10 protein-coding genes are annotated in these 14,398 nt (G+C 49.1%); 6 read left to right on the forward strand and 4 right to left on the reverse strand.

The window, feature by feature from the left end; genetic code table 11:
* The first annotated feature begins 11 nt into the window (after positions 1 to 11).
* The 5 genes from WCV72_03905 to WCV72_03925 all read left to right on the forward strand — a co-directional run bounded on the left by WCV72_03905 (position 12) and on the right by WCV72_03925 (position 2,470).
* Positions 12 to 224, forward strand: coding sequence for a KTSC domain-containing protein (locus WCV72_03905; GenBank protein MFA6458501.1), 213 nt, complete (start codon positions 12 to 14; stop codon positions 222 to 224).
* Positions 225 to 633: 409 nt separating this feature from the next.
* Entirely contained in the window at positions 634 to 879 is a 246-nt protein-coding gene (locus WCV72_03910) for a hypothetical protein (GenBank protein ID MFA6458502.1), read from the forward strand.
* A gap of 3 nt (positions 880 to 882) precedes the next feature.
* The gene (locus WCV72_03915) at positions 883 to 1,254 is read left to right on the forward strand and encodes a hypothetical protein (GenBank protein ID MFA6458503.1); all 372 of its coding nucleotides are present in this window, start codon (positions 883 to 885) and stop codon (positions 1,252 to 1,254) included.
* Positions 1,255 to 1,650: 396 nt separating this feature from the next.
* Positions 1,651 to 2,106, forward strand: coding sequence for a hypothetical protein (locus WCV72_03920; GenBank protein MFA6458504.1), 456 nt, complete (start codon positions 1,651 to 1,653; stop codon positions 2,104 to 2,106).
* A 115-nt stretch (positions 2,107 to 2,221) separates the two neighbouring features.
* Positions 2,222 to 2,470 carry a DUF5652 family protein gene (locus WCV72_03925; GenBank protein MFA6458505.1) on the forward strand — a complete coding sequence of 83 codons (249 nt, stop codon included), beginning with the start codon at positions 2,222 to 2,224 and terminating at the stop codon, positions 2,468 to 2,470.
* 202 nt (positions 2,471 to 2,672) lie between these two features.
* On the opposite strand, the gene pbpC is transcribed toward WCV72_03925, so the two are convergent.
* The 3 genes from pbpC to WCV72_03940 all read right to left on the reverse strand — a co-directional run bounded on the left by pbpC (position 2,673) and on the right by WCV72_03940 (position 11,837).
* Positions 2,673 to 5,009 (reverse strand): penicillin-binding protein 1C, encoded by a 2,337-nt coding sequence (gene pbpC / locus WCV72_03930; protein MFA6458506.1) that lies wholly within the window; start codon positions 5,007 to 5,009, stop codon positions 2,673 to 2,675.
* Positions 5,006 to 11,002 carry an Ig-like domain-containing protein gene (locus WCV72_03935; protein MFA6458507.1) on the reverse strand — a complete coding sequence of 1,999 codons (5,997 nt, stop codon included), beginning with the start codon at positions 11,000 to 11,002 and terminating at the stop codon, positions 5,006 to 5,008. Before WCV72_03935 ends, pbpC begins: the two co-directional genes overlap by 4 nt.
* A gap of 70 nt (positions 11,003 to 11,072) precedes the next feature.
* A complete protein-coding gene (locus WCV72_03940; GenBank protein MFA6458508.1) occupies positions 11,073 to 11,837 on the reverse strand; it encodes a heparan-alpha-glucosaminide N-acetyltransferase in 765 nt (254 codons plus the stop codon).
* A 616-nt stretch (positions 11,838 to 12,453) separates the two neighbouring features.
* Between WCV72_03940 and WCV72_03945 the strand changes: the two genes are divergently transcribed.
* A complete protein-coding gene (locus WCV72_03945) occupies positions 12,454 to 13,155 on the forward strand; it encodes a hypothetical protein (protein MFA6458509.1) in 702 nt (233 codons plus the stop codon).
* Between the two features lie 449 nt (positions 13,156 to 13,604).
* Here WCV72_03945 and WCV72_03950 read toward each other — a convergent pair whose 3' ends face one another.
* Positions 13,605 to 14,363: a sugar phosphate isomerase/epimerase gene (locus WCV72_03950; GenBank protein ID MFA6458510.1), complete on the reverse strand. Its 759-nt coding sequence runs from the start codon at positions 14,361 to 14,363 to the stop codon at positions 13,605 to 13,607.
* Between the last annotated feature and the right edge of the window lie 35 nt (positions 14,364 to 14,398).

The following is a 14,398-nucleotide window of genomic DNA, read 5'->3' on the forward strand; positions in this document are numbered from 1 at the left end:
ATTTTTTCATTATGGATAGAACTCCAGTCTCATCATCGAACATAGCCGCCATTGGCTATGATTCAGATACGGAAACTTTAGAAATAGAGTTTCTGAATGGCACCTTGTATGAATATAGAAATGTTCCTCAGGTTATTTATGATGAGTTAATGCGTGCCCCATCTCGCGGAATATACCTTAATAAAGAAATTAGGAATGCCTATCCCTACTCAAAAATAGGTTAATAATTTTGTTGTCGATGCCTATCACTGCTTCCGACCTCTACTCGTACACCTCCTGCCCGCACCGCGTCTACCGCGGCGCGCACGATAACTGCCACCTCTGAAAATTATTTCCCTATCTCTATCTCCCCTTCTTTCACCCTCAACCCCACCTTCAAACATCCAATCGCCTCGCGCTTTTCTTCCTTCGTCCCCTCTCGCAAAACTCCCGCTTTCGCGAGGGCAGGCACCCTTCGCATACTTTCGCACATCCACTTTTGGAATTTTCGCCTCGCCATCCAGCACTCCAGATGTGAATTTCTAATCCAAACAGCAATTATTGACGATATGATTACCTATTTAAAATTATCTGTAAGACATTTGCATTACAGATTATTTTAAGTTAAAATTGAGGTGTATTAATTAAAAAAACATGCCTACCCCAACTCTGACTTTCCGCACCAACCTCCGTGATCAAGCGGCTAAAAAAGCTCAAAATATGGGTATTCCGCTCTCTTTGGTTTTGAATAATGCCTTGAGGGTTTTTCTCAAATCTGATGATAGCGTCATTATCGGTAAGCCTCAAATGATTGAGCTTCCAGCCGATTTGCAGCAAAAGGTTGATGAATTGGGTGAACTGGCTCAAAAGGCTGTCGCAAAAAAACTCGCTAAAAAATAATTAATGTTACTTTTACCTCATTCTATTGTTTTTTATGAATTAGAACCCATCGGTGAATTTTTCCCAATTTCATCGATTGTAAAAGCAGCCAAAAAAATTAAAGACGGTCTCGGTATTCCAATTTCGGGTGCTTCGGTAAATTCCAAACTCATCAAAGTTTATCTAACCAGCAAACAAGCAGCAGGAAGGGCGGTTTTTCTCGTTAAGCTAAAAGAGGGATACATTATTCCTGTTGTAGTCAGGCTGAAAAAGGATGCTGTCGGTAAAAATATCACTCCTAAAGATAAAGCTTTCGCTGCTGTTTTAGCAAAAAATCTTGCGCTGATTGCCGAAGATTTAGCCGATGGTAGTTTTGATTTACTGCCTTTGAAATAATTATGCGCTACTACAAAAATCTAAGCCCCAAGGAACGTCGCCGTACAATCTTAAAAGCAGTCGCTTTCAGCGAGGCGATGGAAAATAATAAGGTAGCTTTTTCGCATTGCAGGAAAGAATTGAAAAACTGGACGATAAAAAGTGATTTTTTGCTTATTTAAAGCGAAATGATGCTCACTTTTAAGTTAGAATTAAAATCACTTTTTAGTGTCTCATTTGTCTCATTTTTCTAGGCGACTCACCTGCCTTCTGGCGACTTCGGAAGAATGCCTCTAAAATCCCTGCAGGGTTGTGACACTAGACTCACCTGTTCAACCAAACTCCGAGCTAGCTTCGAATCCCTGTCTGCCGGCAGGCAGGCCTCCACCCCAACCAATAGCTTTTAATCAAAAATCTATGAAAAAGATATTATTGCCGTTAAGCGTGTTGGGCTTAGTCCTGCTGCTTAGCTCTTGCACAAAAAATACTGAACCGAAAAACGATTGTGAGTCAAAATGCGAAGCGGTCTGCGAAATGTGCCTAGAAGCTATTACCTGCGAAGAATGTAAAAATGGATGCAGCGTTTGTGGTGTTGCGGTCTTGGACGAAGTCAAAGAGCAACCGGATTGCGACAAGATAAAAGAAAGAATGTCTCAATGCAATTCACCTAAAGAAGAATCCAATAGCTGCGAAGCAGCATGCAACAATTACAACAAGCAATGCCTCAGCTTGGTTCCGAATGCTAATCAGGCTTTATTTGATCAAGGCTACGAATCATGTATGGCTGAGTGCCAAAACTGGACTGGAGAAAAAATCGACTGCATGGAGACGGCTCAAGACTGCCCGTCGATGACGGAGGTTTGCGGGCTGTAATGCAAAAGACTCTGCTCTGAATAGTCGACGACGACAAGCTCTACCTGCGAGAAGCGAAGTGAATTTAAATAATAGCTCGTGGTAAAATTCATTTGCACTTTTAACCTTCGCACTCATGAATAGATGTATGGAATTGGGCGGACCTGGTGGCTCTCCAGAATGTCTGCATGCTCTTTGGCCGTTCATAATCCCCCTGGTGCTGTGGAGTCTTTTTTGGAAAGGACTCGCGCTCTGGCACGCCGGCAGAAAAGGTCAACCGTGGTGGTTCGTGATTCTGCTGGTGGTCAATACGCTCGGCATTCTCGAAATTATTTATCTTTTCTTGGTTCTCAAAATCAAGCTTGAGAAGCTTTTCAAGAAGTAGCTCATTTCGAGAAATAGCGTTTGCTTAGCTCCCAATCAGCACTCAAAACCTGCACTTGAGTGCAGCCGAGTGCTGTTTTTGGCGATTAATTCGCTTACGAAAGCCATAAATCTGATTTAGGCGGTTATTCTGCTTGCGTAAGCCAAAAAAACGGATTATTCAGCATCTGAGGTCGTCCAAGTGCTGGTTTGCTCGCTGCGGATCACTCCAGAACCTCGAATTTGACCTGACTGGAGAGCTCGCCCGAACGCGCAGTCGCCGTGTGCTGACCGACTTTGGGCTGCCATTCGGTGCGGTAGTCGGGTGCTAGAGCGGTACCAATGGAAGCGCCGTCAATGAACCACTCCACACTGCTGACATCTGCCGCTGCGCGCGCTTCGAAAATAATTTTTTCGTCAGTGTCGGGCACGAGCGGGTCCAGCTCAAAACTGTCGTGGATATTTGGTTTAGTAATCGTGAGACTTGGCTCGGTGGCAGTGGATGCCGGAGCCTGGCAGAGTGGTGAATGCAGGCGCGGCGGTTCTGTCCAGCCGTTTTCACGCGCCCACTTCTGTAATTCGAGCGGAAAAATCGCGAACACTTTCGTCTCAGTCGTTTCTGCCGGACAACCCTTGCCGAGCAGTCCGTTGCGCTGGTCAAGCACGACTGGCTGAAAAATGTCATCCGGAACTCGGGGTTCGGTGCCGGCGCTGAAAGATTCCAGAATTGTCTGCGGACAATACTCCGTCGGTAATTTCCCGGACAGACGGCAAATCGTCGTCGGAATGATTCCGGCTGGTCGCGCGAAATTGTGCGGCGGCAGGCCGCGCGTCGCCGCGAGCATGACTTCGTGAAAAATCGGACCTGCGCCCGTGACACCGGAAGTTCCGCGCATGGGAGAATTGTCCGCATTGCCGACCCAGACTCCGACAATGCGGTCGGGTGTGAAGCCGAGCGTCCAATTGTCGCGCGAATTGCGCGTCGTGCCTGTCTTGGCAGCGACCGGGAAATCGAAAGAGAGTGGCGAATTTTCGCCGAATTCGGGCAGGCGCGCGTTTTGATCCGCGAGCATGTCGGTGATGAGCCAAGCGACGCGCGCATCGAGAATTGGCGTGCCGGACTGAGCGGGTGCGGTCTGAAAAACTTGCAGCGGCAGAGTCACACCGCCGCGCGCGAAGATGCCATACGCCTGCGCCAATTCCAGCAGGCGGACTTCGCCGTCGCCGAGCGTCAGTGCTAGACCGTAAAATTCCGGCTCTTGTTTGAGCGTCGTGATGCCGGCAGCTCTCAGCAAGTTTAATAATTTTTCGACGCCGACTTTTTCGAGGACTTTGACTGCGGCGATGTTGTAGGAATTCGCGAGTGCCTCGCGGTAGCGCACCAGTCCGTGGTAACCGTAATCGTAATTGCGCGGAATGTAGGGATTGCCTTCCTGCGTGAAGAATTGCGTCTCGATGTCAGCGACGGTCGTGGCTGCCGTCTCCCCTGCCGCGAGCGCGAGCGCGTAAGTGAAAGGCTTGAGCGCGGAACCGGGTTGGCGAGGCGCGACCGCGACATTCACTTGACCATTGTTTTCCGTGTCCCAATAATCCGCCGAACCAAGCAGCGCGAGTAATTCACCCGTGTGTGCATCGAGCACGACCACTGCCGCGTCCGTGACATTTTTGTCGGCTAATTTCGCAAGTTCGTTTGTGACGATCAACTCGATTTCGCTTTGGAGCTCGAGGTCAAGCGTCGTTTCAATTTTAACGCCAGCTTGCAATTCCTCAGCGTAATTTTGCTGCAGCCAAGCGATGAAATGCGGTGCGTGCATTTTAATTTTGTCGGCGGCGAGTCTGAGCGGTTCAGCAGTGGCACTGGTGAATTCGTCGGCAGAAATTTTGTCCGTCTCGCGTAGAGCCGTGAGTACAGTTTGTTGCCGCGCTTGGGCCGCCTCAGGATTCACGAATGGATCGAGATTCACCGGCGACTGCAGCAGTCCAATCAGTAAAGCTGATTCTGCCAGACTGAGTTCGCCGACTTGCTTGCCGAGATAAATTTGCGCCGCTGCGCTGATGCCGTAAGCCTGATGACCGAAGTAAGCCGTATTGAGATAACTTTCTAAAATTTCGGACTTGCTCAGCTGTCGCTCCAGGCGCAGCGCGAAATAAGCTTCTTGAATTTTGTAACAATAACCACGGTGCTCCGGCTGCAGACGATTGCGCACGAGCTGCTGCGTAAGAGTGCTGCCGCCCGCGACGATGCGTCCCGCTTGGAAATTCAAATACGCCGCGCGCAGAATCCCACGCAGACTTATGCCCGGATGACTGTAAAAATCGCGGTCTTCTGTCGCGAGCAGTGCGGCGACAATTGTCGGTGGAATATCCGGCAGCGCGATTTTGTCCTGCGCGCCATAATCAGCACTGCGCAGGGAATAAAGCAGCTGACCATCACGAGCGAGAATCTGCGTCGGTTCACGCAGGGCTGGATTCGTCAGATTGCCGGGTAGCGGCCAGCAGAATAGCGCCACCAGCAAGGTCAGCGCTATTCCGAGAACGAACCAACTTTTCTTGAGTTTCATTCTTTGACTTCAAACCAAGTTCCATCAGTCTGACCGAAAGTTTCCGGGAAATACATTTCGTAGGCACGCGCCGGACGCAAGCGGAATTTACCCGGTGTCGTCGCACGCACTAAGTACTCGTATTCGTAAACTCCCGCCGGCAAATCATCGGCGAACAAGAAGACCTGATCATCGCGCAACTCGCGGTGATTGAAGTGCCAGAGATTATTTTGCCAGCATTCGTAGCTCCAGTAGTCTTGGCAGCTGTCAGCGTTGATTGCGCCTTCGAGCAAAGTCTGCTGACTCGTCAGCAAATTCGTGTCGATGGATTCCATACCCGCTGGGAGCGGACTCTCGATGGCGACGAAGTGGCGGTCAGCCGGAACTGTGATTGTGAGCTTCACTTTGTAAGTCTCGCCGAGTTGCGCCTCGGTGAGCGCGGAGTCGAATTCGCCTGACTTCAAAGGTAAAAGTTCACGCACGATACCGAAACCTTCCTCAGCCGGTGGTAAATCATCCGCAGTGTAAAAGTAAGAAAACAGCACATCGTAATAAAGTCGACCCGTGCCCGTCTTGCCAATCTTGATTTCATTGTCTTTACCTTGCTTCAAATTATTGAGCGCAATCTCGACTTCACCGCGCGTCAGAATGTTTTTCTGGTTGAATTGATTCGTCAAAATTTGTTTGCCATTTACGCTGACACCGCTCGTCATATTCGCGCTGAGCTCGCCCGTATTTTTGAGGAATTCGACCAGTGTCAGAATCGACACCGTCGTGGATTGGGTCGTGTCCCAGTGTCCGTCTTCGCGCACCGCGAGCAAGTAGCGGACGATGCGCGGAATCAAAGCATTCTCAGAATCGAGGCGTACGAGCGCCTGTAAAACCGTCGCCGTCGTGCGTGTGTCGGTATTCATGAGCGGACGGTAAAGATCTTCCGTCGCTTCGACGAAGCTCGCCCCGCGCGCTTCGGTCTTCACATTTGCCAAGATGCCATCGAGTAAGGCGCGCGCTTTTTTCAAGCTTTCCTCCGAACCATATTTTTGCAAAGCCATCGTGAGCTGCGCCTGACTGAAGAGCGGCAAATTTTTGCGTTGCTCGTAAAGATTATTCAGCAAGCTGATGTCCGTGCTGCCGCCTTCCGCCAAGACGAAAAGAATGTAAGCGCGCACAGCCAAATCGATTGGCTGTTTCAGATTTTGATTGCGCAATACACCCGTGAGATAGCGGTGCGCGCGATTCAGCACTTCGGCATCGACAGCGTAGTTCGCTTTTTGCGTTTGGTTCAAAGCGAAAACAATGTAAGCCGTGAGATAAGGATAACTTTCAGTGCTCCCCGCCCAGTAGCCGAAGCCGCCATCACCGCGTTGGAATGAATACAATTTCTGCAAACCACTCGTAATGTTATTTTCGAGCTCAGCATCAGTCGTGATTTTGAAAGCTTCGAAGCCTTGTAATTGTGCCACCGCGATATTCGGCAAGAAGCTCGAGACGGTTTGCTCGGCGCAGCCGTAGGGAAATTGCACGAGGTAGTCGAGGCCGCCCGGCAAATAAGTCGCGAGCGTCGGCGAAACACTGATATCCAAATTGCCCGAACTCGCTTCGTCCGCAGTCGGCGCGGACAGAGTCTCCGTCGCGCTGTCTTCAGTGTAGCCAGAAGTTGCCACTGATTGCGGCGTGCCGAAAATATAGACTGGAATACTCTCTTCGATTTCATCGCGTCCTTCAGCCGTCGTCGCCTTGAAATCCAGCGTCAGCTTGTCAGTGCGACTGACGGTGATGGGGAAATTAATTTTGCTTTGACCGCCCGCGGCCACTTTGATTTTTTGGGCAGTCGCGCCACGCGACTCGAAGCCCGCGCCAGTCAGACTCACCGCGAATTCAGCGTCTTGGTCCAGGAAATTATGGACGATGGCACCGAGCTCGATTTCGTCTCCGACCACCGCGAAGCGCGGACGCACGGAGCGCACGATGACCTTTTTGGTTTCGACGATCTCCTCCGCCACCGCACCGAATTCACTCGTGCGCGTGCTGCCAATTGCGAGCAATTTCCAAGTCGTCAAATTGTCGGGCAATTTGAAGTCAATCTGCGCGACACCACTTTGGTCAGTGACGATGCGCGGATTCCAGTAAGCCGTATCCTGGAAATCCCCGCGCTTGTCCGCATTGACATCCGCGCCGCCACCGCCTTTCGAGCCCGGTTTGAAGCGTTCGATTAGGTAGGTTAGCAGTTCGCTCGTCATGACACCGAGTCCGCGCTGCGCGTAAAAATTCTTGACCAAATCCGGCAGCTCGAATCCAGTGAGCGCAAGCACACTCATATCGACCGTGCCGAGCGAGAGTTCAGTTTCAATCGGTTTGCCAGCGGCGTCAGTCGCCTGCAATGTCACGCGGACAGTTTCGCCCGGACCGTATTTTTGTTTGTCGGTCTTGAGCGTGAGCTGCAGTTCTTTCGGTTTGGTTTCGACGAGCAATTTAGCGTAGCCAATTTTGAAAGCGGGTGCGCCCGTGTCGAGTCCGTTTTCATTGAAAGTTTCGCCCGCGCGCGGTTTGATGATGACGACTGAGACGAAGGCATTCGGAATCAAGTCTTTGGTAATCGGAATTTCAATCGACTGCGCATTGCTTGTGATTGTGACGACTTCTTTGCGAATGATATTCTCGCGCTCGACGGTGATGAGCGCTTTGACATTCGCGCCCTGGTACGGCGATTTGACGAGTAATTTCGCCGTGTCACCGACGGCGTATTCCGGCTTGTCTGCAATCACATCGATGCGGTCGTTATTTTCGTGCGGCCAATTCACATAAGTGTCAGACCAGGCGTAGATACTCGTACTGGCTTTCGCTGCGCGACCTTTGCTATCCGCCGTGCTCGCGACCGCGACGAACTGCCCGCCATTTGGAATCTTGATTTTGGCGATTGCCTTGCCATCCGCGTCGGTCGCGACGCTCGTCTCGCTGACGAAAGTATCTTTGGCTGCGTTGTCGTAGTAGTAGCTGCCGTCCACATTTTTCTTTTTGATGGAATTCCACTCGCGGGAGAAAAGTTGGATTTGCACCTTTTGTCCGGCGAGCACTTTGCCCTCAGGCGAGACCGTGACAATTTTTAAGCTGGCATTTTCACCCGGCTGCACGGAATAATCTTCCGGACGAATTCCGACATAGACGCTCGATTTATGCACGGGCACAGAGACGCGGTTGCTGACGATTTGATTATTCGGATCGGTGACATCCGCTTCCAGCGTGAGCACTTGGCTGACGCTTTTGTCGGCGAGATCGACTGGGAAGCTCAGAGCGAGTTTGCCGTCCGCGTCTAGTTCACCGCTGCCTTCGAGGAGCAAGTCGGACGAACGCGTGCAGTCCCACCAGCACCAAGCGTCTTCCAGCGCGAAAGAATACCAATCGTCCGTGTATTGATTGAAAAAATAATCGGTGGTTTTGATGCGCCAATTCACCGGCGCATTCGCGAGCGGCGCGCCAAAATAATAGGCGCCTTCAATGCCGACTTTGATTTGGTCCTTGTCGAAATATTCTGTCGCGGCTGGTGTCAGATCGACGCGGTACTCCGGCTTGCGGTAAGCCAGCACGGAAAATGACGCGCTGCCGTAATTATTGCCGATGTCCGCATCCGGCATAGTTTGCACGACGAGATTGTAATCACCCAAAGCCGCCGCCGAATCGAGCGGTAATTCGTCCGAGAAACTGCCGAATTGCGTGAGATTCAGTGTTTTGTTGTAAATCTCATTACCTTTGGCATCGTTGATTTTGACGAGCGCCTGCCGTTTTTCTCCCGGCAAATTCAGCACGCCGTCGGAATCGCGCAGTCGAACGATACCTTTGAAATGCACCGTGTCGCCCGGACGATAGACCGGTCGTTCGGTGTAAATGTAGGAATCCATTTGGTAATTCGGAAAATCCGTCCCGCGGAAATCCGAACCGAAACCGAAACTCCACGGCTCGATGCCGTTATTCCAATTGCTGCCGATGAAAGCGAAATCCGCGCCGTGTTCCGCCGTCACCCAAAATTCCGGCTGATATTCGTTGTAGGGCGTCGTGAATTTTTTGAGATCCAATTTGGTTGTGAAAAATCCGTCCGCGTCAGTCTTGCCCGTGACGACTTCTGCGCCGCCGAGCGAATTAAATTTGATCAGCGTGTCGGGCAGTGGCGCGCCAGTCTGCAGGTCAATCGCGAAGACGAGTGCCTGTCCGCCGGAGTATTTCAGCGTCAGCCCGATATTCGTCAGCGCGAAATACTGGTAATTAACGATTTCTGAATAATCGCCCCAATCTTGTTTGTACTCTGGCGCCTGCAAAGTCATTACATAAATTCCGGAGGAAAGCGGTTCGCCGGTTTTTTCATTCAGGTCGAATGGAATCGCTTCCCACTCGTCGTGCTTATTTTTGGGCGGTGCGAAACTCCATTTTTGGTAGTCGGCAAATTGGCTCAGATTTGGACTATACTCATAATCCTGGCTGCGCTGATTGCGAATATCGAGAAAATCCGCCAGCGAAAGTTTGGCGAGCGCGACATCCATTCGGCTCACATTCACCGCATTCAGATAATAAATCGGCGCCTTGCCGCTCTCGAAAATTCCAAAATCGCCGGTAGAGTGAATGAAAACTTTTGACGGAATCGGTTCGGTCTTGAAAGTGAGCGCGTAATCCTTGGGCAAATTTTGACCGAAGCGATCGTGGACAGACTGATCGACGGTCAAAGTGTAAGTCGTACTCGGCACGAGCTGCGGATAAAAACTTATTTGTTTCGGATCCCACTGAACTGCACGCAATTCTAATTCGTCCCAACCGTCAACTTTTGGGGAGATTGTGATTTCGCCTGCCAAATCAACATCGGATAGTTCGTTGGAAAATTGCAACTCGATTAAACCGCTTGAATAACTTCCTCTTTCCACGACCATCGCTCCGACCGTCGCGAAATCCACCGGATACTCAGTCGGACTGCCGAGCCCGCCCAGCGTACTCATGATTCCAGCCGCGACCGTGACGGTGTAATTCGCGTCGAGTGCGAGCGGCACGGCTGGCTCGACGACGAGCACCGTTTCATCCGTCATCATTTTTTTATCGACTTCCTTTGTGCCGTAGCTGATGTTTTTAATCTTGAGTGGAACTGTCGAGTTCAGTTGCGGATTTTTGGGATTTAATTTTTTCTGCGCCAGTGTGATTTTTTCGTCCGCACTCGCGAGGTCGATTGGCAGATTGAAATTCAGCTCAATCTTGCTGCTCGGTCCAGCTTCCCGACTGCCCGGTGCCGGATTAGTACTCACGACCTGCGGACGCACCGTGTCGAAGCTGAAACTAAAATCCTCCGTCGTCGGATCACCCGAGAGCGTCGTGAGTCCCGTCGGAATAGAGACGGTGAAGTGTGTTGCCGGCGGAAGTTTCTCTGTCGGTACGAATTTCGCCGTCGTCGTACCGAGCCAGCGCCAGCGACCGGAAATTTCCGGCGTAAGCTTGACCGACCAATTCTCAGGATTCGTCTTATTTTGAACGATGGTCAGCGGCACCATCGGTCGATCGAAGACCAGCGTGATTTCCGCGTCCACGGGAATTTCTGTGGTCGCGTCAGCGGGAGCATGCGTGGCGAGAATCGGATCGCCGGAAACTGTGAATTGATATTCCAGCGTTTTGCCGAGACGCTGACCGTCAGCGCGCAAGGCCTGTCGATCCAGCTCAAATTTGTAAACTGCCTGCAGAGTCAGACTGCCGGCGGGGTCGAAGACGAGCGTCTGATCATCGAGCCACTTCAAATCGCCCGCGAGCCCAACAGGAATAGTTAAATTTTCTTCGACGCTTCGGCGATCCATCGCGAAAGGCAAACCGAAACGCAAGTCCGAACCAGCGGCGACTTTTTGATTTTGGTCGAAGCTGAATTGTGGAGTGGGACTTTGCCGCAAAAATAGAGCCAATCCGAGCGCCACCAAAATCACGGCAGCAATGCCGAGCAGAATTTTTGGTTTAAAAAACTGGAACCAAAGTCTTTGCAAATTCAGGGTGGGCATTGGGGTGAGCTAAAACACAGCTATTTTACATAAGCCCTTCAGGGTTTGCTTTGAAATCGAGCTGAAGAATTCATTTTTTACTCAGAACCATCAGCACACCGACAATCACAGGCTGATGCAAAAGATAAATCCAGAGCGAATTGCGCCCGAGCAACGCCCCGCAAGCACCGATTTTATTATCCTGCAGCCAGGTGAAATCGAAACTGAATTGGCGCTTGAAATTTTTGTAAGCCAGCTTGGCAAAGAAAATTCCCAGCAAGACAAAACCAAACCAAGGTAGTAGCGGAAAGTAGTCCAAGGTATTTAGATTTTCATTCCAAAAAATTAGGCTGCAGTAATTCAAAATTGCTTCGCTCAAAAAAAGCGGCAAGGAAATTCCCAGAATGAGGCAAATCAGCCCCAGAATCAGATTGGCAAAATGGTAACGCACCAGCGGCAAGGCCAGCAGAATCGCCACTGCGATGAAGTGCAAAACTCCGAAAAAAATATAACTCCCGGGACTATAAAGCCGAGTGACCAAGGTGATTAGCAGAGCGAAAAAAATCAGCGATATCGCCCGCACTACATTTCTTTTGTAAAAAGAAATAAGTTCCCCTGCTTGCTGATGTCTAAGATAAGACAATTGCAACGAGACGCCCACCAAGAAGATGAAAACCGTAGCCGTAATCCGCTCAAACGCAATCCAAAAAAATGAATCGAGCGTGAATTTAACTAGATCTAGATAATTGAGATCAAAAATCAAATGGAAGACAATCATCAGCAGCACTGCCACCCCACGCAAAAAATCAACTTCGACGAAGCGTGCAGGGCGATTTTTGGTCGAAGTAGAATTCATGAAAGCGAAGTTATTCTACACAAGCCGCTGAAAAACTTGCTCTGAAATAATGCTCGGAGAAATCACCAACGATAGCTACGCCCAAATTTCAAAATTAATTCCAGGCTTGAGCTGTGAAAAATTTTTGAATTTTCAAGTCTCTGTGGGGTAATTTTTAATTCTTAATTTTGTAATTTTTAAATAAATTTCAATTTCTAATTTTTAGAAATTTGGATTTAGGATTTATTTATAAAATTAAAAATTGTAAAAATTTAAAAATTTGTAGCCTTCTGTAAGTTCAAGTAACCCACTACTTTGCACCAGCATTTCCTTCCGTTAACCCACCAGATATCTGGCGGGTTAACTGGGGCAGTACCACGGTTTTTATTGCGACTGGAAATAGTGGGTTAACTTCGGGACAACTTACTCCTTATTTCTTAATCCTTATAACTTAAAGACTTAGCGACTTAATGACCCTCCGAACCCATGACACAATGACCTTCCGAACCCATGACCCATGACCTTCCGAACCAAATGACTCAATGACTTAACGACCAATGCCTATCCAAATCGGTTCACACATCCTTGAATTTTGGGTCGATTTCTGCTAAACTTAGGAGATTTAAAAACTTAAAAAATGAAAAACACAAAAATCTTTTCAGCCCTAACAGCGTTCATTGTCGCAATTTTGGGTGTTTCATCCGTTTTCGCCTCAGGTGAATATCTGCCCGATGTCGAAAATGTAGTGGCGACGCCGGTAGTGGGTGGCATCCAATTAGCATGGGATTCGGTCGCGGGAGCCAATCAATACACGCTTTATTACGGGACGACTAGTATCAATACTGATGGTGCCACTTACGAAAAAAGTATCTTGCTCGATAATGTGACGAAATACCTACTTACAGGGCTTACTCCGGAAACTAAGTATTATATCGCCGTAGCTGCCGATGACTCGACCGGATCGCGTCTTGGTAGTTTTAATTATTCCGAGGAAGTTTCAGTCACGACACTCTCAGAGCAACCGGTGGCTGTCGAACCAACACCTGCGATAGTCGAGCCGACACCACCTGCCGTTATTGAACCGATCCCTGCGGTTGATCCGCTCGCCAGTATTACGACGCAATCAGAAATAACTGCGATACCCACACTGGAGACAACAGAAAGCATCACGGAAATCAGCGCTCCAGTCGAAGATTTAGTTGGTCAAAAATTCAACGCATCAGGCGAAGTCGAGCCTAGTACTGCGCCGGAAGATTTGCCGAAATCCGGACCAGAACTCGCGCTCGTATTTCTCGTGAGCGGCGCCGGCACATACCTATGGCGCAAATATCGGAAATAATTCCGAACTTAAGCACTCATAAAAAAGACCTTCATACGAAGGTCTTTTTTTAATCTTGATATCAAACCGGAACCTCGAAACCATTTTGGAATTGAGCGGCGCAAAATTTTCGCATTCTCAAGTCTCGTAATTTACGAAATAATTTCCATTAGAAACGCGCATCAGGGCGTTGCTACCGCAAGCCCTGGAATTTCCAGCGTCTGGATTTTTTGCCAAAGTTTATCCACGCTTGCCATTAAATCACAGTACTTATGACTTATGACCCTCGAACCCATGACCCATGACCCTCCGAACCCAATAGCCAATAACCCTCCGAACCCATGACCCATGACCCTCCGAACCCATGACCCATGACCCTCCGAACCCATGACCCTCCGAACCAAATGACTTAAAGACTCAATGACTAAACCACTCAACGACTCAATAAGTGTTTCGCGTTGTCAGCTGGCTTACTTATTTTCAGCTGGAAAATAACGCTCAACAAATTTTTTACACAAATCAATGTTTTCCAAAACACGCTCTTCGCTACCGACACCAAGCGATTTCGGATTGAGCTTGAGAGTCAGGATGCCGTTGAATTTATCGCGCGCCAAATGAATCAAGAAGCTCTCTAGTGGCACAGTGCCGTTCGCCAACAAGGTGTGTTTCATCTCGTGCTGTGCATTGGCCAAGTGAATCTGGCGAATTTTTGGGCGGAAAATTGAATAGAGTTCAAGCAAAGGTTCGCTCCGACTCGAGACATTACTCGTGTCAAAAACAAGATTCTCAAATTTTTTAAGTTCGTAAGGATCATTGAAAGCATATTTCGGCATGATGCCAAATAGGCTATCGGCTGGCGGATTAACCATCGCAATCTGCAAATCGTATTTCCTCTGTAATTTTATTAATTCATCTGTAATCCATTTTTTGTAAGAAAAATTAAAAATATCAGGCGTAGAAAGTGAAACCAGCGGTGCCTCGATTTTTTTAGCTAAATCAAATGCGCGTTTGGCTTTGTCCTCATTCATCGCCAGACCGGCTGGAATCGAAAGTGCGACGATAGGTAGCTCGTATTGTTCGCTGAGTTGTTTGAGGTAAGTGGGATTTTGCGTATCGAGGTCGTTGCGACGAATCACCACCTCGATGCCATCGAGACCGGCTTTTTTGGCAAGCTCGAAGGCGTGGTGCAAACCATAACCGGCGAAACTATCGGTCGTAATTGAGAGCATTTTTTAGTTTTTAATTCTTGTTATTTTAGCAAAAA

Source organism: Patescibacteria group bacterium, from assembly GCA_041665585.1.
Lineage (GTDB): Bacteria > Patescibacteriota > Gracilibacteria > JAHISY01 > JAHISY01 > JAHISY01.